The organism is Campylobacter sp. RM9333 (assembly GCF_020137705.1).
Classification (GTDB): Bacteria; Campylobacterota; Campylobacteria; order Campylobacterales; family Campylobacteraceae; genus Campylobacter_E.
In genome coordinates, this window is the sequence record NZ_JACGAY010000001.1 from 90,706 (window position 1) to 110,654 (window position 19,949).

Annotated in this window: 17 protein-coding genes; 3 read left to right on the forward strand and 14 right to left on the reverse strand. The window is 26.7% G+C overall.

What is annotated here, in order from left to right:
* Nucleotides 1-8: 8 nt before the first annotated feature.
* Both AVBRAN9333_RS00445 and AVBRAN9333_RS00450 read left to right on the forward strand, forming a co-directional pair.
* Nucleotides 9-1,031 carry a DHH family phosphoesterase gene (locus tag AVBRAN9333_RS00445; RefSeq protein ID WP_214116662.1) on the forward strand — a complete coding sequence of 341 codons (1,023 nt, stop codon included), beginning with the start codon at nt 9-11 and terminating at the stop codon, nt 1,029-1,031.
* Nucleotides 1,021-1,233, forward strand: coding sequence for a hypothetical protein (locus AVBRAN9333_RS00450; protein ID WP_214116664.1), 213 nt, complete (start codon nt 1,021-1,023; stop codon nt 1,231-1,233). The genes AVBRAN9333_RS00445 and AVBRAN9333_RS00450 overlap by 11 nt, the downstream gene beginning before the upstream one ends.
* Before the next feature lie 67 nt (nt 1,234-1,300).
* On the opposite strand, the gene AVBRAN9333_RS00455 is transcribed toward AVBRAN9333_RS00450, so the two are convergent.
* Entirely contained in the window at nt 1,301-1,471 is a 171-nt protein-coding gene (locus tag AVBRAN9333_RS00455) for a zinc-binding dehydrogenase (RefSeq protein ID WP_336609237.1), read from the reverse strand.
* 389 nt (nt 1,472-1,860) lie between these two features.
* Here AVBRAN9333_RS00455 and AVBRAN9333_RS00460 point away from each other — a divergent pair, with 389 nt between their 5' ends.
* Nucleotides 1,861-2,979: a DNA cytosine methyltransferase gene (locus AVBRAN9333_RS00460; RefSeq protein WP_239802735.1), complete on the forward strand. Its 1,119-nt coding sequence runs from the start codon at nt 1,861-1,863 to the stop codon at nt 2,977-2,979.
* Here AVBRAN9333_RS00460 and AVBRAN9333_RS00465 read toward each other — a convergent pair.
* The 13 genes from AVBRAN9333_RS00465 to AVBRAN9333_RS00525 all read right to left on the reverse strand — a co-directional run bounded on the left by AVBRAN9333_RS00465 (nt 2,958) and on the right by AVBRAN9333_RS00525 (nt 19,947).
* A complete protein-coding gene (locus AVBRAN9333_RS00465) occupies nt 2,958-3,917 on the reverse strand; it encodes an HNH endonuclease signature motif containing protein (protein WP_239802734.1) in 960 nt (319 codons plus the stop codon). The two genes, AVBRAN9333_RS00460 and AVBRAN9333_RS00465, sit on opposite strands and share 22 nt — an antisense overlap.
* Nucleotides 3,918-4,047: 130 nt before the next feature.
* The gene (locus AVBRAN9333_RS00470) at nt 4,048-5,010 is read right to left on the reverse strand and encodes an NADP-dependent oxidoreductase (protein ID WP_336609238.1); all 963 of its coding nucleotides are present in this window, start codon (nt 5,008-5,010) and stop codon (nt 4,048-4,050) included.
* A gap of 269 nt (nt 5,011-5,279) precedes the next feature.
* On the reverse strand, nt 5,280-6,047 hold the full coding sequence (locus tag AVBRAN9333_RS00475; protein WP_239802732.1) for a tetratricopeptide repeat protein: 768 nt from the start codon (nt 6,045-6,047) through the stop codon (nt 5,280-5,282).
* 499 nt (nt 6,048-6,546) lie between these two features.
* Nucleotides 6,547-10,725 (reverse strand): DNA polymerase III subunit alpha, encoded by a 4,179-nt coding sequence (gene dnaE, locus AVBRAN9333_RS00480; RefSeq protein WP_442862213.1) that lies wholly within the window; start codon nt 10,723-10,725, stop codon nt 6,547-6,549.
* Nucleotides 10,726-10,834: 109 nt separating this feature from the next.
* Nucleotides 10,835-12,346 carry a DUF262 domain-containing protein gene (locus AVBRAN9333_RS00485; RefSeq protein ID WP_336609239.1) on the reverse strand — a complete coding sequence of 504 codons (1,512 nt, stop codon included), beginning with the start codon at nt 12,344-12,346 and terminating at the stop codon, nt 10,835-10,837.
* Nucleotides 12,339-13,523: a DUF262 domain-containing protein gene (locus AVBRAN9333_RS00490; RefSeq protein WP_336609240.1), complete on the reverse strand. Its 1,185-nt coding sequence runs from the start codon at nt 13,521-13,523 to the stop codon at nt 12,339-12,341. The genes AVBRAN9333_RS00485 and AVBRAN9333_RS00490 overlap by 8 nt, the downstream gene beginning before the upstream one ends.
* A 22-nt stretch (nt 13,524-13,545) precedes the next feature.
* Nucleotides 13,546-14,526, reverse strand: coding sequence for a tRNA 2-selenouridine(34) synthase MnmH (gene mnmH, locus AVBRAN9333_RS00495; RefSeq protein ID WP_336609241.1), 981 nt, complete (start codon nt 14,524-14,526; stop codon nt 13,546-13,548).
* Nucleotides 14,513-14,983: an HIT family protein gene (locus AVBRAN9333_RS00500; RefSeq protein ID WP_336609242.1), complete on the reverse strand. Its 471-nt coding sequence runs from the start codon at nt 14,981-14,983 to the stop codon at nt 14,513-14,515. Before AVBRAN9333_RS00500 ends, mnmH begins: the two co-directional genes overlap by 14 nt.
* Nucleotides 14,955-15,425, reverse strand: a complete 471-nt coding sequence (locus AVBRAN9333_RS00505; protein ID WP_214116683.1) for a hypothetical protein — start codon at nt 15,423-15,425, stop codon at nt 14,955-14,957. Before AVBRAN9333_RS00505 ends, AVBRAN9333_RS00500 begins: the two co-directional genes overlap by 29 nt.
* A complete protein-coding gene (locus AVBRAN9333_RS00510; RefSeq protein ID WP_336609243.1) occupies nt 15,413-16,795 on the reverse strand; it encodes a tetratricopeptide repeat protein in 1,383 nt (460 codons plus the stop codon). Before AVBRAN9333_RS00510 ends, AVBRAN9333_RS00505 begins: the two co-directional genes overlap by 13 nt.
* Nucleotides 16,777-17,142 (reverse strand): YkgJ family cysteine cluster protein, encoded by a 366-nt coding sequence (locus AVBRAN9333_RS00515; RefSeq protein ID WP_214116687.1) that lies wholly within the window; start codon nt 17,140-17,142, stop codon nt 16,777-16,779. Before AVBRAN9333_RS00515 ends, AVBRAN9333_RS00510 begins: the two co-directional genes overlap by 19 nt.
* Nucleotides 17,129-17,812: a tRNA1(Val) (adenine(37)-N6)-methyltransferase gene (locus AVBRAN9333_RS00520; RefSeq protein WP_214120057.1), complete on the reverse strand. Its 684-nt coding sequence runs from the start codon at nt 17,810-17,812 to the stop codon at nt 17,129-17,131. The genes AVBRAN9333_RS00515 and AVBRAN9333_RS00520 overlap by 14 nt, the downstream gene beginning before the upstream one ends.
* The gene (locus tag AVBRAN9333_RS00525) at nt 17,809-19,947 is read right to left on the reverse strand and encodes a hypothetical protein (RefSeq protein WP_336609244.1); all 2,139 of its coding nucleotides are present in this window, start codon (nt 19,945-19,947) and stop codon (nt 17,809-17,811) included. The genes AVBRAN9333_RS00520 and AVBRAN9333_RS00525 overlap by 4 nt, the downstream gene beginning before the upstream one ends.
* Nucleotides 19,948-19,949: the final 2 nt, after the last annotated feature.

The following is a 19,949-nucleotide window of genomic DNA, read 5'->3' on the forward strand; positions in this document are numbered from 1 at the left end:
GGAAAATAATGAAAATATATCACCTAAGCCACACTGATTTAGATGGATATGGTTGCCAATATGTGGTAGCTAATTATTTTAAGGATTGTGAATTTTATAATTCTAATTATGGCAAAGAAATTGAAGAAAAATTTGAAGAAATTATGATAAAAGTAGAAGCAAATCCTGATGAATTTGCTCTTATTTTAATAACTGATGTAAATCCTATTGAAAGTGTTTGCGAAGAATTTACTTCTAGGGTTGCAAGGCTAAATCACGCAAAATTATTATTGCTTGACCATCATCAAACAGGCAAAGCTTGTATGGAAAAATATCCTTGGTATTTTTTAGATAGTTCAAGGTGTGCTACTAAGATTACTTATGATTTTTTTAGTAAAATTTTTGGAGAAAATAAAGAGCTAAGCCTAATGGTAGATATTATAAATAGCATTGATATTTGGCTAAGTGATAGCAAATATTTTGAATTAGGCAAAATATTAATGCAAATAATTGCTAGCAGTAAGGAGATAAATAGAACTATGTTTGCTAAGCAAAATCACGCTTATATGTTCTTTTTATTAAACAAAGCTAGAGAATATTTTCATCTTGAAAATCCAAATATTGCTTTAGAAGATGCAACTCATAGTATTAAAAAAGAGTTTTTTAAAAATGACAAAAACGATACTTTGTGTAATTTAATAAGCGATTATTTAGTAAGGATTTTAAGCGAAAATAAGCAAGATTATACGATTTATTATAAAGATAAAAAAGGCTTATTAGTCTATGATATAGGAAATGTTAGCGTTATAGGAAATGATTTTTTAGTAAAAAATCCTGAATATGATTTCTTTTTAGAAATTAATCCTGGCAAGAAAATCTCTCTTAGGGCTAATAATAAAATTGATGTTAGCTTATTTGCAAAAACGGCTTTTAATGGTGGCGGTCACGCAAATGCTAGTGGCGGGATATTTACAAGCTATAAAGATAGTAGTGTATATTCTAAGATTTACGAACAAACTAAAACTTATTTGGAGAAATTTAATGAAAAATGAAGAAATTGAAGATTTAATGTATGAGATTGCTCTAATGCATAAAGCTGCTTTGTATTATGCAGGAGTTAAGAAAAATTGCCTAGAAAAGGCTGCATTTACTTATCTTGAGCTAATTGATGAAGCTAAGAGTGAAGATGATTTTGAGCTTATTTTAGAAACTATGGCTTTATTAAAAGACAAACACCCTGAGTTTTTTAACTAAAATATAAATATAATTAGTCTAATTTAAATTCTTAGAATTTAAATTAGAAAGATATTTTATAAGCGTTCTAATTATTTAAATTAATCAAAACCTTACCGATTTTATTGTTATTTTTTACACTTTTTAAAGCTTGGTTTATATCATTTAGGCTAAAAATCTCACCGACTGATGGGCGGTATTTTATATTATCTAGCATAGAAGATATTTGATTAAGCTCTTCGCCATTTTTTATTAACATTTTAATATGTCATTGATTTAAATTACAAATATTATAACAATTCTTTCATCTCTTAGTATTATAGTATTACTATTTTATTAAAAAAGCAGAAAATACCACGCTGTTATATTTTTCTTTAAGCTACAATATAAATATTTTATATTATTAAAAATATGTAATTGAGTGTATAATATTTTTTATTAATATATAGATAGTTTTTAAACAAACAATGTATGCACAAGCTTAAGAAAAACTGTATATAATTACAACAATTAAGAAGATTGAAAATTATTTTAGCAATATTACTTATAAAGAATTATATAAAAGCAAAACGAGCCATTGAGCATGAGGGTTATTTTAAAATATTTGATATACTTAACACAATAAGAAATTACAAGGAAATATAATATATGAACAATTTAAAAGTAGCATCCACATTTAGTGGGATAGGTGCTTTTGAAATGGCATTAAAAAAATTAAACATTAATCATACAATAAAATTTGCTGGCGACATAGATGATTTTGTAAAACAAAGTTACTTTGCAAATTATGATATAAATGAAAGTAGCTGGCATACCGATATTGCTAAATTTGACGCCACACCTTTTGAAGGACAAATAGATATTTTAGCGGGTGGTAGTCCCTGTCAAAGCTTTTCTATTGTTGGTAACCGTAAAGGTTTTGAAGATACTCGTGGCACTTTGTTTTATGATTATGCAAGAGTGATAAAAGAATGTAAACCAAAAGTTTTTATCTATGAAAATGTAAAAGGATTAACAAATCACGACGAAGGCAAAACATGGCAAATAGTGCAAGAAACTTTTAAAGATTTAGGGTATACAATTTATTCTCAAATTTTAAACTCAAAAGATTATGGAATTCCACAAAACAGAGAACGAATTTTCGTGGTTGGTTTTAAAGATAATGTTAAATTTAATTTTCCAAAACCAATAGAGCTTACAAGCACTATGCAAGATTTTTTACAAGATTTTACAGATAGTAAATATTACCTAAAAGAAAAAGGTATTAAATTTGTTACAAGCTCCAAAAATCGTCTTAAAAAATACACCCAAATTAATGGTAAAATAGCACTTTGTCAAAAAGCAAATCAACAATATAACTGGCACGGAGATTTTGTTTTTGAAACAGCCTTAGAGCCTGATGAGTTTATATTTGATATAAGAAATGTAGAAGAGAAGTATTATTTAAGCGACAAAGTAAAAGATTATGTTCTAGCAGGTGGCACAAAAAATTTTAAAACTAGCACAAAAACTGATTTAAACATTGCAAGACCACTTTTAAACACAATGCATAAAATGCATAGAGCTGGGGTTGATAATTATGTTACTCATGCTGGAAGAATTCGCAAATTAACCCCAAGAGAATGTTTGCGTTTAATGGGTTTTGATGATAGTTTTAAAATTGTTGTAAGCGATACACAAATGTATAAACAAGCTGGTAACTCAATTGTAGTTAATATTCTTGTTAAAATCTTAGAACAAATTTTTCAAGCTTTGAAAACAGATTGATTATGATATTGTATATAAGCAATTCTTTTTTCATCAAAAGGCAAATTAGGATATATAGTCCCTTCTGTTAAATTTAAGCACCTGAAAGTGTGTTTTGATAACCACGGGCTTAACACAATTTGTTTATTTATGTTAAATGTAATAAAGCCTTTATCAAACAACTTATCAATGGTTGGAGTGAGCATAAGTCCATTCTTGGGGTCATATTTTTCATAATCGTTACAATGGGCATAAGGTTTAATATGACTTGCGATTAACAATCTATCATAGTTTACCATTGTTACAGGGCAAAATGGACACTCAAGCAATAAAATTTGTCTGTATTTTGCTTGACCATCTCTGATATTTTTAGCCATAATTGGATTTTCAATAATTTCGTTTTCCATTAAGGTGTTATTTGATAAATAGCTAAGGTCTGCAAAAATTCTAAAATAAAAATAAATTTGATAAGTTCTTTTATCTCGTAATTTTAGACAAGACAAATAGCTTAAATTTGGCAAAGCAAATTCTCTTATTAAATTATAATTCTCATCATTTGTATTTGGGGTATTTAAATAAATTCTAGGCGGAGTGACGTTTGTATTTATTAGTTCAAATTCGAGCACATTGTTTTTTGATGAAAGATTTTCCAATCTTTTTTGCCAAAGCATAGGCATAAGACTAGCTGATTGATAATTTTGCGTAGGATGTTGATATTCTATTTTAGTATCTAGTAGATATCTATAAAGGTCGTCTTTTAATATAAAACATTTAATAGGCTTATTTTGTGGATTTAGATTAAAAAATTCTTGTGTTCTATTATCTGTTATTTGCCCGACATAAAGCTTTGCTTCGCCATGACCTGTACCTATTTTATTTCCGCCTTTAACAAAACTATCTGCAATCGTAATTTGTTCTATACTATCTATTAAATCAAAATCTATCCCACAAATAATCATAACAAATTTCCTTAAATTATATTCTTTGACAATAATTATATTAAATTAAAATAATTTAATCATAATTTTATACTAATTATTGAAAATTGTGAAGTGTTTTTGCTGCGTCTACTACTTGCCATAAAACCTCCTAAAGTCTAATTAAAACCTTACCGATTTTATTGTTATTTTTTACACTTTTTAAAGCTTGGTTTATATCATTTAGGCTAAAAATCTCACCGACTGATGGGCGGTATTTTATATTATCTAGCATAGAAGATATTTGCTTAAGCTCTTCGCCGTTTTTATTAACAAACATAAAATGATACTCACAGCCTACTTTTTTAGCGGCATTGTTTAGCTTAAGTCCTGCAAAATAAAATAAAATCTGCTTTAGTTTTGAAAGCTTCAAGCTTTTAGCAAATTTTATATCAGGCATACCCTTTAAAGATACTAGCTTTCCGCCTTTATTTAGGATTTTAAACTGCTTAAAAGTTTCATTTCCACCAATGCAATCTATTACAAAATCTACTTTAATTTTTGTATAATCATCGCTTTTTGTAAAATACTCGCAAACGCCTAATTCTAAGGCTTTTTGCTTAAAATTAGCATTTCCGCTAGCATATATTTTAAACTCTTTTGCAAGTGGCAAAGCAAGATTTCCAAAACTCCCACTAGCTCCAGAAATAAATATTGAGTTTTCATTTTTAGCATTCATTATTTTAATAGCTTGTAAAAATGTTAAAGAGGCTAGTGGCACGCAAGCTGCTTCATCATCTTTTAAATATTCAGGCACTTTTGCTATATACTTATGATTTATCGCTACATATTCAGCAAATGCTTTTTCACACATTGCATAAACTCTATCCCCAACTTTAAATTTTTTTACATTTTTACCTATGCTAGTTATAACTCCTACTAATTCATTGCCTAAAATTAGTGGTAATTTATAAGGAGTTATTATATTTAGTGCGCCATCTTTTATAAGATTATCTAGTGGATTTACGGCTGCATAAGTTACTTTAATTAAAACTTCATCATCTGTTATTTTTGGAATATCAATTTCTTTTATTTCTAAATCACTTTTAAAATTATTTAAAACTGCTGCTTTCATAATTTCCCTTTAAATTTAATTATTTTTTTCTGCAATTATATATACATAATCATTAAAATCTCGCATTACAAATTCTTGAATGTCATAGCCTTTAGATTTGCTAGAAACGAAAACTCTTATTTAATTCTATTTATATCTTGTAGCATTATCTAGACATTTTCACTTGAAAAAAGTTTTTTAATCTCTTATTTTAGTTAAATTTATATATAGCAATTACATTAAATCACTATTTTTATATAGATTTTTTAGTTAAAAATAATTAAATATATTTATTTAAGTTGCATAGCATTCTCACAACCTATATTGTTGCCTAAATCACAAGCTTTATTGAAAAAATGTTTAGCTATTTGAGTATCTTGTTTTATACCTTGTCCTTTAAAATACATAAACCCTAAATTGATACAACCTATTGCATTATTTTTCTCACAAGCTTTATGATAGAATATTACAGCCTTAACAAAATCTTGTTTTTCACCTTCACCTTTTTGGTATAAAGTTCCTAAATTACTACAAGCACTCGCATAGTTTTTATCGCAAGCTTTTGTATAAAATTGAATTGCTTTTGTATAATCTTGCTTTACACCCACTCCAACATTATATAAAAATCCCAAATTATAACAGCTAACAGCATACTCATCACTACAAGTTTTAGTATAAAGCTTTACTGCTTTTGCATAGTCTTGTTTTGTGCCATTTCCGCTAACATATAAACCAGCTAAATTATTACAACTATAAATAAACCCACCTTCGCAAGATTTTTTATAAAGATTAAATGCTTTAGTATAATCTTGCTCTACTCCTTGTGCGTTTTCATATAAAACTCCTAAATGATAGCAAGCTTCAAAATCTTCATCATTACAAGCTTTTGTAGCTAGTTGTGCAGCCTTTTGATAACCATAATTATCTTTATAATTATAACCTAAGAGAACGCAAGCAATGTAATCATCTTGATCGCATTTGATTTTTTCTAGCATATTTGTTTTAGAACAACCGATAATGCAAATGCTTAAAAGTATAAAACACAATAACTTTTTCAATATATCTTCTTTTTGGAAGTAAATTATACTAATTTGTTATTTTAATTATTATTTTAAGCATTTATTATTTTGTTTAGAATTTGATTTTCGTATTCTTTTAGGTATTTTTGTGTATTGCTTTTTTATAAAAATCATAACAAGCAAAGGTTTTAAAGATATTTATTCTAGCTAATAGGTTTGCTTTATGAGAGCTTACACTTAGCTAATCAGTTTAAACCCTGTAAGAAAAATCTATTTTAGTTTTGAAAGCTTTAAGTCTTATCTAACTTTAAAAAATACTAGCAAACGCCTAATTCTAAAGCTTTTGTAAAATTTATACAACTTATTTTGTATTACTTAACTAGCATTTTATACTTAATAAGGACTTATTAAAAATCTATGTTTTAAATTCTTTTACTTTTATCTAAGTTAGTTATAAAATTAAAAGATTATTTAGTGGATAAAGTCTTATAATTTATTTTATAAATTCTTTATCCACTAGAATTTAAATATCAATTTTTTAGCTAATTTTTGATAATTCCTTTATTTTCTCTATAGCTTCATTATTTAAACCAAATCTTCTTGAATATTTATTCACGCAAGAATCATCTAAAAATTCTAAAACAATTTCTTTTGCACTTACATTTTGACTTAAATTCTCTTTAATCAATCTTGTGATTTCTTGCAAAATCTCTGCACTGATATTTAATAAATCAATTTGTATAAATTCTCCTTCAAAAGCTTTTGGACTTTGTGTAAATTCTTCTTTATTTTCTTTAGAATACTGCCTTCTTGGTTTTGCTATTCGTTTTTCAAATACCACATAACCTAATGAGTTTTTATTCTCACTTGGCTCTTTTATAAGCTCGTTAGTAATTAAGAAAAAATCATCAATAAATACCCCAACTCCATTCTCATCAGCTCTTAAACTAACTTCAAATCCATATAAATTCTCTTCTTTTTCTTTACTAAAAAACTCATTTTCTAGCTTTTTATACACTTCATCATTAAAGCATAAAATATCAAATTCTCCACCTTCATCAACCACTTTAAGCTTAGCAAAGGCTTTATTTTTTTTGCTTACTTTAAATTCTGCTTCAGTTACTATTCCTAAGCAAAAAGCATTGTAATCTCCATAATCAGCCTTGTTAAAATCGCTACTTTTTAAGTATTCAATATTTTGAGTTAGATGAGAAAATCTTTTAATATCGCCCTTAATTTTCTTACCACCCTTTTTACTAAACACTTCATATCCAAGAGCGTTTTTATCATCAGTATTTACACCTATTTCACTAGCATTTACTTCTATTAAATTATTTAAAAATAAAGTATTTTTTGCATTATCTCTTTTAAGATTTAAAATAAATGCGTAAAGAGATTTTTTGGTTTTTACATCTTGAGCTGCTAGGTTCATTGCTTTATATTTTGATGCTAAAACATCTATTAAATCAGGGTTAAAACATAAAATATTAAAATTTGAATAATAATCAAGCGCTTTAATATTTGCATAGCTTTTACCGCTTTTGCTTTGTTTAAAATCAACTTCTTCAATAATTCCTAAGCAAAATGCTTGATATTCCCCATCATCTAAATTCTCAAAATCACTACTTTTATAATGCTCAATTGATTTAATTTCTTTTTTAAACTCATCTAGCGGGTGTGAGCCAAGATATATTCCTAAATATTCTTTATCAAACTCGGCTAATTCTGCTACGCTAAATTCTTCTTGGTTTGTAATATCAATACTACTATGATATTCTGTTTCAAATTGAGAGAATAAACTCTCTTGCAATCTTTTATCATGCTCTTTTTTTGCTTTAAACTCATTAATAATATAATCAATTGCATTTAAAGCACTTTTTCTATTAATCCCAATACATTCAAAACAACCCGTCTTAGCTAAAGCTTCTAAGCCTTTTTTATTCATATAAGCAGCATCAGCCCTTGCAATAAAGTCTTTCATATCGCTAAATGGCTTATCTGCTCTAGCTTTTGCAAGTCCTTCAGCACTAGGAATTCCAAAGCTCTTAATTGAGCCAAGCCCATAGACAATAGCAGCTTTTCCATCTTTTATAGTAACGTTAAATTCCCTTGTGCCATCGTTTATATTAGGTGGTAAAAGCTCTATTCCTAATCTATCTAGCTCATCTTTATATTTTTCAATTTTTTCAACTTTTCCTTCTTCGCTAGTTAGTAATGCTGCCATAAATTCTGTTTCATAATATTTTTTAAGATAAGCAGTCTGAAAGGCTACTAGAGCATAGGCTGCTGAGTGAGATTTGTTAAAGCCGTATTCAGCAAATTTTAAAATAAGCTCCCATAAATCATCAGCCTTTTTCTCATCAAAGCCTTGTTTTATAGCACCTTCTAGGTATTCTCCTTTTAATTTCACCATTTCTTCAAGCTTTTTCTTACCCATAGCACGACGAACCAAATCAGCTCCACCTAAGCTAAATCCACCAATGGTTTGAACTACTTGCATAACTTGCTCTTGATATACAATAACCCCATAAGTTGGCTCTAAAATAGGCTTTAATTCAGGGAAAGCATATACAGCTGGTTTTCTTCCGTGCTTAATATCTATAAAATCATCAACCATTCCACTATCAAGTGGCCCTGGGCGATAAAGTGCTAAAACAGCGATTAAGTCTTCAAAGCAAGTTGGCTTAAGCCTAGCATTTAAATCCTGCATTCCCGAGCTTTCTATTTGGAAAATCCCAAGAGTATTTCCTGTTTGAATTAAATCATAAACGCCTTTATCATTTACATCAATTTTGTTCCAGTCTATATCTATATTATGGCGTTTCTTAATGAGTTTTATAGCATTATCAATAACGGTTAAAGTTTTAAGTCCTAAGAAGTCAAACTTAATCAAATCAACATCTTCAAGATAATCTTTCATATATTGAGTTACTAATGCGTCTGATTTTGGTTGTTTAAACAATGGGGTTTTTTTCCATAATTCTTCGTTTGAAATCACCACTCCAGCAGCGTGCATTCCTGCGTTTCTATTAAGTCCTTCAAGTGCTAATGAATACTCCCAAACTCTAGTTCCGATTTTGCTTTTGCCCCTTACGTCATCAGGGTGGCAAACTATATTTTTATACTCTGCACGATTGTCTAAATCTTCAATGAAAGCCTTAATATCAGGGTTTTTTTCGTAAGCATCTTTTAGAGTGATTTTTAGCTCATCAGGGACTAATTTTGCTAAAGTATCAGCATCTTTTATGCGTAAATCACAAACCCTTGCAACATCACGAATAACACCTTTTGCAAGTAATTTACCAAAGGTAATTACTTGAGCTACGTTATAGCGACCATATTTTTTTACAACATAATCAATTACTTCTTCACGCCTATTTTGACAAAAATCCACATCAATATCAGGCATAGATACACGCTCAGGATTTAAAAAACGCTCAAAAAGTAGATTATAAGGAAGTGGGTCAAGGTCAGTTATTTCTAAACAAAACGATACCAATGAACCTGCGGCAGAGCCCCTACCAGGTCCAACAGGAATACCCATATCCTTAGCAGCTTTTATAAAATCATGAACGATTAGCATATAACCACTAAAACGCATATTTTTAATAATGTTGATTTCAGTTCTTAAACGCTCTTTATAGGTTTCGTGTTTACTCTCATCAATATATACTAAACGCTTATTAAGCCCGTCCCAACAAAGCCTTTCAAACAATACATCATCATTGCTAAAGCTAAACATATCTTGACTAGGCAATTCTAAGCCAATTTTTTCAGCATATTCAAGAGCGAATTTAAAATTTGGTGGAGTAGGGTTTCCTAAGTTTAGCTCTAAATTGCATTTATCAACTATTTCTTGAGTATTTTGCACAACTTCAGGCACATCAAGGAATAATTCGTGCATTTCTTCAGCGCTTTTTACATAGATTTCACTCATTGTATGTCTTAAGCCATTGTCTTTTTTGGCTTCATCACTTTCAGGATCAACCCCTACAATATCTCCTGTGCTAATTGCCATAAAGATATTTTGAGCTTGAGCTCTATCTTTATAAGTATAATGTGAATCGTTTGTAGCTATTACTTTTATGCCTAATTCTCTTCCTAATTTAAGTATATTTGTATCTATATTTAATTGAGAATTTATACCCATTCTCATAATTTCAAGATAAAAATCATCTTTAAAAACTTCTTTATACCAAAGTGCGGCTGCTTTTGCACCTTCATAGCCTTTAGCACCCATATCAGCATTTGTTTTTCCATTGCGACGAACTTCTTTATCATTTAAATGCCAATTAATCTCACCTGCAAGACAAGCAGAGCTACAGATTATACCTTCGCTATATTCTTTTAATAATTTTTTATTAATTCTAGGGCGATAATAAAAACCATCTATATGAGCTCTTGAAGTAAGATACATAAGGTTTTCATAGCCTTTTTGATTTTTAGCAAATAAACATATATGCCAACGGCGATTGGTTGCAGTGCTACTTAAATCATCATCATCGTGCAAATAGCCTTCAAATCCAATAATAGGCTTAATTCCGTGCTTTTTCATACTTTTATAAAAATGAATTGCTCCAAACATAACCCCGTGATCAGTTATTGCACAAGATTTAAAATTTAACTCTTTTAATCTTTTTGCTAATTCATCAATTTTATTTGCGCCATCTAAAAGCGAATATTCTGTATGTAAATGTAAATGTGTAAAATCCATAATTTATCCTTTAGGGCTATTTTAGTCGTTTTATCTAAAGACTTTTTAAACACAAAATCTATTTTAAATTCTTAATATTTTTTATGGAATTTTAAATAATTTTGTATTTAGCTTAAAAGGAATTATTTAAAATATCTAGCATTTTTTTATGATAGGCATTAATTTCTTCTAAATCCCAGCTATTTTTAGAATAGACTTCTAATAATTTTAGACTAATTATTATTTTTTCATTTATGAAATTTTGAAAAATATTTTTCTTTTTATTAAAATCTTTATCGCTAAATTGTGAATTTTCACTATCACTTATTACGGCTAAATTGCCTAAGTCATCAATTTTACTTTTGCTTTGTGGGTAAATATGCTCAACTGAATTAATATCTCTAAAGCGGTAATTTGCAATGTAATTTTTATAGTTGTTTTTAAAATCAACATCTTGCATTAGATAGTATTCATAGCGTTGTAACCAATAAACAATATTTTGATGATTATAATTTAAATCATCAAGATTGTCGTTTTTTGCTAGATTATCATCTAGGTTTTTTAGCTCTTTAAATAAATCTTCATCACTTTTACAAGTTAGTAAAGTTTCTAAATATTCACTAGGATTTCTAGCTACTCTTAAATAATTTAAAAACAATTCAAGCTTAGCATCCTTTAAATCTCCTAAAAGCTTATAATCTTCGTGAGTTTTTCTAACACTTCTTCTATCAAAAATAATTCTATATTCTTTTAAAGCATTTATTATTTTTATGGCGTTTTCTTTTGTTTGCTCTATTTTATTCCAAGTATTTTCTAAGAATTTGTTTTTGTTAATTTCTATATTATTTGGAAATAAAATCTTAAAAACATATAAAACAAAAGTAGGGTAATCAATAAGGCTTTCGTATATTTTTATATTATTTTCATGATTTTTGGTATTTAAAATATCATCTATACTAAGAGCTTTGTATTCTGTATTAAAATCAGCTATTTTATCCATTTGCATACATTCATTTAAAATATTTGAATAATAAAAATATTTATCATCATCTTTTAAGAGATTTAGTAAATATGATTTTAAAATATCACTTGGATTTAATTGAATTAAATTGCTATTCATAGTTAAAAAATATTCGCCTAAATTATCATCTAAAATTACTAAATTAATTTTTATATTTTTAAAAAGGTTTTCGTTTAATTTTGACTTATCATTGTCTTTAAAATACTCTTCAAAAGTATTAAAAGCATTGTCTATATTCTCGCCTAAATTATGAAAATCATAATTCCAAATAGCATCTGTTATATCTTCTCTTAAAGGCATTTTAAATCTACATTCATTTTCTAAATACGCAAAATTAAAAGCATTTGCAAATTCCCCTTCAGCTTTTTGCATTTTGTTATTTTCATAGCACATATAAGCACATAAGAAAAATATAGTGCTAAGCCTTTGTTGCCCGTCAATTATTATTAATTCATTATTTTTTAAGCTAGTTGTAATTGTGCCTATGAAATATTCTTCGTTTGCATTTAAAATATCATCTAAAAGCATTTTAATTTGCTCTTTATCCCATTCATATAACCTTTGATAAATCGGTATTACAATGCTTTGATTTATTTCGCTTATTTTAATGATTTTGCTATTCATAAGAAGCTCCTAAAATACCATAATTTTTAAATTCTTGCTCTAAAAATTCAAGTTGTTTAATACATTGTTTGTAAGGATAATGAGCTATTAAATCATTTAATCTATAAACTAATTCTTCTTCTATATTTGAGCTTAAAATGATTTGGATTATATATTTGCAATCTTGGATTAAAGATTGATAAGAATATTTTGTATCATTATTAATAGCTCTATAATAAGTAATCCTAACTATCATTCTAGCTATTTTATTAAAATCACCATCAGGGAATTTATCAAGATATATAATCAAAACAAAAATAGTATAGTGATATAAATTATTATTTACATATAGTTTTTGGAATTTACTTATAAAATCACTTTTTGCTATTAATTTTGTATTTTCATAGTGCTTTTTTACCCAAGCAAAAAAGCTAACCCCATTAGTAAAACTTGCATTTATATTATTTATATTTAATCCAGCACTAAAAGGAGTGATTTTACAATATTCATCTATGATATTAATATCTTGATAGTTTTTATTATATTCACGCATAGACCCCCTAATCATAGCTATATTTTTTAAAAAATATTGAAAATAATTATTATAAATTACTCCATTATATGTAGGGTGTTCGTGCTTTTTCCCATCTTCAATAAAATCATTATATTTTTTAACATAGTAATTAATTAAATCATTATTGGTATTTAATACCCAATATGCTTTGATTAAGTCATAATTTTCTAGCTTTTTGCCCTTAGTATTGATATTATCAAAAAACACAAAAGCTCTTTTTATATCATTCGTGCTAATACAAATAAAATTAGTATTTTTTAATTTATCATAAAAGTTATTATTTTGTTTTAAGTATTTTTGAATGTATTCGTAATTTTGCTTAATTTTTATGTGTGATATTTGATGATAATATTTAGCATTTTCTAAAAACTTATTATTTTTATCTAAAGCCTTTAAAATAAGTTTTATAGTGGTTAGTCTTTGTTGTCCGTCTATTATTTCATAGGTGTCATTATTTTTATATAACACGATTGAACCAAGTAATTTTTCATCTTTATTTATACTTTCAATTAATTTTTTAACCTGCTTTAATTCCCATACATAAGGGCGTTGATAATCAGGTATGCTAAGATTTAGTTCGGTTAATTCATTAAAAGTTAATATGCTTGAGCTTACATTATCCATAAAAATCCTTTAGATTATAAAATTACAATTTCATTAACTCGTTTTTAGCTTTTTCTAAATCATCAAGATTTAATAATAAATCAAATTCCTTAGGTTTTTTATAGACCTTATCATAATAATTGATTAAAAGTATTTTTGCTACACTTTTTAAATCCTTATTATTATAAGCAGTGCTTAGCTCATAAACTAAGGCATTTCCTAAATAAGGCTTTAATCTCTCAAGGCAAAAATAAAAAAATTCCGAGCTAATGTTTTGATAATCATTCACACAATTTTGCACTCTAATATCCAAACTAGCTTCGCAAAACACCTTAATACCGCTATTCATTTGCTCGTAAAAATTATTAAATAAAGTTATAGTTCCTATGTTTTTGCTCTCTGCTTCTATGAATACTTTTGCATCTTTTAATGCTTTTAATTCATTTATTAGATTTATATCAAATTGCTGTTGGCTAGGTTGTAAAAACCCACGAGAGCCAAAAGTTGAGCCGAAATGATGGGCTAATTTTTCTAAATCTATTTTATTATCAAGTAATTTTAAAAGCCTTGTTTTACCACAAGCTGTATTTCCTGCTAGGCTTACAAAATTAGGATTTTGATAGCTATTAAGATATGAAATCATCTCGTTTCTAAGTTCTTTAAAACCACCTTCGCATTTATAGACTTTAAATCCAATCTCACTTAAAATATGACCTATCGCACCACTTCGCTGACCGCCCCTAGCACAATAAATATATATTTCATCTTTATGTGGATTTGCTATATTTTGTATTTTTTTAAGATGAATGCTTGTGTTTTTGCAAATAAAACTAGCTCCTAATAACTTTGCGTTAAATTTATTAGTAGCATATTTTGTCCCTACTAACTTATGCTCTTCGTTATTTAAGGCAAAAAAGTTTAAGGCTTTTTTTAAATGTGCTTTTTTGTATTCATTTGGACTTCTTGCGTCTATTAAAATATTTTTATTAGTATTTAAAAATTCTTTAGCACTAATTAGCTGCATTGTAGTTTTTAAAGCTCTCTTTTATCTTTAAATATAATTCATCTAGGCTAGTCCCTATAACTCTAGTATCACAAATAGTGGTTATAAAATTAGTATCCTTATGCCATCTTGGTAAGACATGTAAATGCAAATGTTTTGCTATACCAGCACCTGCTGCATCGCCTAAATTAAGTCCGATATTTACTCCTTGTGCGTGTAAGGTTGTTCTCATAATATTTTCAGCAAATCTAGCTATTTTTGCCATTCTAAGCCAAGTTATCTCATCTAAATCGTTTAAAAACTCAACATGCTTTCTAGGAGTTATTAGAATATGTCCTGGAGAATAAGGATATTTATTCATTAAAACCCTACATAATTCATCTTCATAAACTAACACTTCACTAACTTCGCAAAAAGGACATAAACTTCTATCTTCTTTAAAATATTTATCACGCCAAGGTGCTTTTAGGTGTTGCATTAAGAATTCCTTTATATTTAGTATTTGGAACATTTTTTAATAATTTATCGTTAGCAATAAAAATATCAAATTGTTTTATGGTAGCTTTAAATAAATCTATATTATTTTTAGCTAAAAATCCTAAGCTAAAACCACAATTTTTTGCAAGATTTAATAAATCATTATTAGCAATTTTATCCAAAACAATCCCATCAGCTCCGTAAATACTAGCTTTGATTAATTCATCTTCGCTTAAGTTTTTTGAATAATAAAATAAATGCTTTTTAACATAACGCCTAGCATAACCTAGCTCATCAAAATCACTGGTAATAAAAGCATCATTTAAATCATTTAAGTCATAGCTAAATTTAATTATTTCATTTTTAAATTCACTTAAATCTCTTGGATAAAACAGATTAAATCCAAGACTTTTTATTAGAATTTCTTTGCTTAATTCTTGCATTTATTTATCCTTTGATTATGCAGTTTTATTTCATCTTCATTTAAAACATCTTCGTTTTGTAATACTTTTTGCATAGTTTCTTGTGCATTTTTGCAATCATTTATTAAATAATAGCCCCAAGCTAAAGTATCAAGAAAATAAGCATTATCAGGTTCTTGTTCTAAAGCTTTTTGTATTAGTTTTATACCTTTTGCAATATCAATTTTTTCATCAATTATTGTATAAGCATATATATTTAGCATATTAGGAGCAACACCACCTTTAGCTACTAATTCATCTAATTTGAAATAATCAAATTCTTTAGGATTATCTAGCATTTCGTATATATATGATTCTATTAAATAACTATTATTATTTTCTTTAATTGCTTTTTGATATAAAAATTCACTAAGTTTTTTATATTCTTTTAAATTAAAATATACTTTATAAGCTAATTCATCATCTAAATTAGCTATTTCATAAAGTTCTTTTTTCTTGTTAAATTCCAATAATTTCTTAGTTATTGTGTATAAAATATCTTTATTATTTGTAAATTCATAAAGCTTCATTCCTAAGCTAAAAATCTCATCAATATCTGAAGAATTATTAAGTTCATAAAGCGCTTCTAATCTATACAATAAAAACAATGAATAATCAGGATTTATAGGCACTAATTTAGTATATTCTTTGATATTTTTATAATCTTTTTCTTTAAATAATTTTAATATTTGTTCTGAATAGCCTTTAGGGTCTAATCTAATCGTTTTCTCCCACATATTAAGAGCTTTTAAAGCATTTAAACGCATTAATAAAAAAGGAGCTAATTCTGTATCTACTTTATTATTTTCTTCTGCGGTTTTATTAAATTCTTCTGTTAGTTTTACTACATCTTTATATTTTTCGTTAGCCATAAGCATTTCAATATATAAATATAATGAGTATAAATTGCTATATTTTTTATAATAATCTTTAGATATTTGTAAGGCTTCTTTTTTTAATCCTTGATTAAACAGCTCCTTACTCATAGCATTAGCTAGTGTAAAATCTTCGTTTTTTGATATGAATTTGTAATATTCTTTTTTTGCTTGTTTATAATTTTTTTGTTCTACTAATTTAACAATATCTAGTTTTTTGATTAAATTATTATCTTTATCAATATCTCTTAAAGTATTTACTGCTTTATCCATATTTAAATTAGCAATAAAACCTTGTTTTATTCCATTTTCTAAATAAGCTTTTAATTTTGTTTCATCATATAATTTTAAATATGATTCGCTAGATAATTTAGCATTATTATTTTCGTTTAACATTGCGTTTAAACGCAAATCATCAATACTATCAGCAAAAGTAATACTAGCTAATAAGATTAGTATTAATTTACCCCAATACATTCTTTTTTAAGCTCCTTTAGGTTATTTTTAAAATATTCCCAAAACGGAAATGTTCTACATTGCATAGGTCTTGCTTCATATACTCCACAATTTTTATTAATTTCATCAAAAAATATACAAGCAAAGCCATTATTGTATGGCTTTTCAATTAGGCTAAACCTAACGCCTACTTTAATGCAATATTTATTAACAAAATCATTAAAAGTTGTATTTTTTATCTTAGCTAGTTGGATAATTTCATCGCTAGTTAAAAATATATAACCACTCTCACCCGTGCAACACTTACCGCCACACTCACTACATTTACTCTCATCAAATGAATATGAGTAATCTTTATTGTAAATCATAACTTTGAACCTTGATATTTTGATAAATTGAATTAAATTCTTTTGTTGTGCCATTACTATCGTTACATATTAAAGGTGGCAAAATCAGCACATCACTTTTGCTTAATTTTCTTGCTTTAATTAATACTAAATTTGATGGTTTTTCGGCTTTTGTGTGAATAAATCTTATTATTTCGCATTTTAAATTCGTATTTTTTAAGGTTTCAAATATTAAATCAATTTTTTTAGCATCATAACAAAAATATAAAAAACCTTTTGGTTTTAATAATTTATCAGCACTTTTTAACAATATTTCAAGTGGCAAAAAATCAATATGTCTTGAAATATTTAAATGCTTATTTTGTGCTTGCATTTTAGAATAAAATGGTGGATTAGAGATTATAAAATCATAATAATTATAAACTTTATAATCTTTAATATCACCTAAAATTACTTTATAATCAAGATTATTTTTTTCATAATTTTTTTTGCATAGTTTTACATTTTCTTCTTGAATATCAATTGCATCTATTTTTATATTTTTATTTTCGCTTAATAATAGGCTTAAAATTCCACTTCCAGCACCAATATCAAGTCCTATTCCTTTAAGCTTATCTTTATTTATAAAATCATATAAAATTATGCTATCACTATTGTAGCGATAGCCGTTTTTATATTGATAAATTATCATTTATAAACTCTTAAAATAAAGCCTTTTTTATTGTCTTTTGAGTATTCAGGCTCTAAACTTGAGCTAATTAGTGCATTAGGAATTTTTGATTTTATATAACTTGCAGCACTTTTTGTTCTATCTTTTGATAATCCAAAATTAGCTAAGCGAGTTAATCTTTGCACTTCTTTGCTAGCCATATGAACTCCATCAATAGCACTTAAACTCTTAAAGCCACTATCATCAATTATAGGAGTTATCTCATATAAATAATTTTGATTATATTTTGCTAAGAATTTATCAAGTTCAAGCGAGCAAGTTTTACTAAGTCCAATTACTCCTGATTTTATATCATCACAAACAAAAGTATCTTGTAGTTTTAAACTATTTGTATTTAACGAACTTCCTTTTTGAGCTAATTCAAGTTTTTTTTCTAATTCTTGAATTTTTTCTTTTTTTGCTATTAGTTCGCTATTTTCTTGATTATAGTTATTTAAAGTTTTGATATTTATTTCATTTAGTTGTTTTAATAGCTTATCTTTTTCTTCTTCTAAGGCTAAAACTCTTTCAGAATTTGTATCCTTACTAATAGTTAATTTTAGTTGTTCAATTTCATCTAAAAGTGTTTTGTTTTCTTGTTTTGCTTTATTATTATCTAGTTCTTTAGCCGCATATTCTTCTTTTAAAGCTATATATTTTACATTTAGCTCATCATAAGCTTTTGAACTTTCGTAAAGTTTATTATTTAAGTCCTTAACATCGTTTTGTTTATTACTTAAGCTATCGTTTTTATAGTTTAAAAACTCATTATTAATTTTATTTAATTGCGTGGTTAATTCTATTTTTTCTTTTTGTAAATTATCTAATTTTGTTTTTAAATCCATATTATTTGCACTACTTGCTTTTAATTGCTCATCAATTTTTTGAAGCTTTGCTATTGTTTCACTTAAATCTTTTTCTTTTTTCTTTGAGTCTAATTCTAGTTCTTTATTTTTTAGTTGCATATCTTTTAATGCTATTTCATTTTTTGTATTTTTATCTTGTAATTTAGCATTAGATTCATTAACTTTATTTAGCTCTTTTGTAAGATTATCAAGTGAATTTTGGCTTTTATCACTTAAATCCTTAATCACTTTAGTTTGTTCGTTTTTAGATTTTTCAAGTTCTAGTTTTGCCTGAAAAACTTCATTTTTTAATTCATCTCTTTGTTTTTCAATATTTTTTAAATTATCTAATTTTTGTTCCAAATCATTTTTAACTTGATTTAGTTTTAATATTGAAGTTTTAGCATCATCTAATTTTGCTTGGAGATTTTTATTATCCAAATTAAGCTTTACAAAATCAGAATTATTATTGCTTTTTAATTCATCATTTAGCTTACTTGCTGCTTTTATTTCTTTACTTAATTCAAGATTTTTTAAGTTAAGTTCATTATTTACTTTACTTAATTCAGCATTTACACTTTCTAAATTCCCTAGATTTTTTACTCTTTGTTTTAAAATATCATTTTCTTTAACCACATCTGTGTAATTTTTTTGATTTGCTATGATTTTTGCATTTGCTTTATCTAATTCATCTTGCAATTTTCTTGCTAAATTATCGTGTTCAAATTCGTCCATTTGTTTTTGATTACTAAGAGTTCCTAGTAAAGAATTTAGATTTTTAACAGCGTTTTCTTTATCATTTAAGCTTAATTTTAAACTATCATTTTCGCTTTTATAATTTGCTAAATCTTCATTTAGCTTATCTATCATTTGATGATATGAATTTTTGCTATTTTCATTTACTAATAAACTTTCGTTATTTAAACGATGAACTAATTCATTATTCTTGGTTTCTAATTGTTCGTTTTGTATTTTTAATTTTTCAATTTCTTGATATAGATTTTCTATTTCATTGGCTTTGGTATTGCTATTTTTTAAGCTTTCTATTTGCTTTGTAAGCTTTACAATTCTATCATTTAATATCTTATAGTTTTGTTCTTCAAGTTTTGGCAATTGCACTTGTTTTGTTTGTTGTTTTTGCTCTATTTTTACTTGTGGTTTTATTGGTGTTTGGTTTGTTTTTGTGTCTTTAGATGGAATTACAAAATAAATTCCACCTAAAATAACAGCACAAGCACCTAAGCTATATAGTGTTAAATTCTTCTTAGCCAAGC

Excerpts from the sequence above, each read along its gene's own strand:
- AVBRAN9333_RS00500 (WP_336609242.1), bottom strand. The coding sequence starts at position 14,983 with ATGCAACACCTAAAAGCACCTTGGCGTGATAAATATTTTAAAGAAGAT.
- AVBRAN9333_RS00445 (WP_214116662.1), top strand. The coding sequence starts at position 9 with ATGAAAATATATCACCTAAGCCACACTGATTTAGATGGATATGGTTGC.
- AVBRAN9333_RS00505 (WP_214116683.1), bottom strand. The coding sequence starts at position 15,425 with ATGCAAGAATTAAGCAAAGAAATTCTAATAAAAAGTCTTGGATTTAAT.
- mnmH (WP_336609241.1), bottom strand. The coding sequence starts at position 14,526 with ATGCAGCTAATTAGTGCTAAAGAATTTTTAAATACTAATAAAAATATT.
- AVBRAN9333_RS00470 (WP_336609238.1), bottom strand. The coding sequence starts at position 5,010 with ATGAAAGCAGCAGTTTTAAATAATTTTAAAAGTGATTTAGAAATAAAA.
- AVBRAN9333_RS00465 (WP_239802734.1), bottom strand. The coding sequence starts at position 3,917 with ATGATTATTTGTGGGATAGATTTTGATTTAATAGATAGTATAGAACAA.
- AVBRAN9333_RS00460 (WP_239802735.1), top strand. The coding sequence starts at position 1,861 with ATGAACAATTTAAAAGTAGCATCCACATTTAGTGGGATAGGTGCTTTT.
- AVBRAN9333_RS00520 (WP_214120057.1), bottom strand. The coding sequence starts at position 17,812 with ATGATAATTTATCAATATAAAAACGGCTATCGCTACAATAGTGATAGC.
- AVBRAN9333_RS00515 (WP_214116687.1), bottom strand. The coding sequence starts at position 17,142 with ATGATTTACAATAAAGATTACTCATATTCATTTGATGAGAGTAAATGT.
- AVBRAN9333_RS00510 (WP_336609243.1), bottom strand. The coding sequence starts at position 16,795 with ATGTATTGGGGTAAATTAATACTAATCTTATTAGCTAGTATTACTTTT.
- AVBRAN9333_RS00485 (WP_336609239.1), bottom strand. The coding sequence starts at position 12,346 with ATGAATAGCAAAATCATTAAAATAAGCGAAATAAATCAAAGCATTGTA.
- AVBRAN9333_RS00450 (WP_214116664.1), top strand. The coding sequence starts at position 1,021 with ATGAAAAATGAAGAAATTGAAGATTTAATGTATGAGATTGCTCTAATG.
- AVBRAN9333_RS00455 (WP_336609237.1), bottom strand. The coding sequence starts at position 1,471 with ATGTTAATAAAAAATGGCGAAGAGCTTAATCAAATATCTTCTATGCTA.
- AVBRAN9333_RS00490 (WP_336609240.1), bottom strand. The coding sequence starts at position 13,523 with ATGGATAATGTAAGCTCAAGCATATTAACTTTTAATGAATTAACCGAA.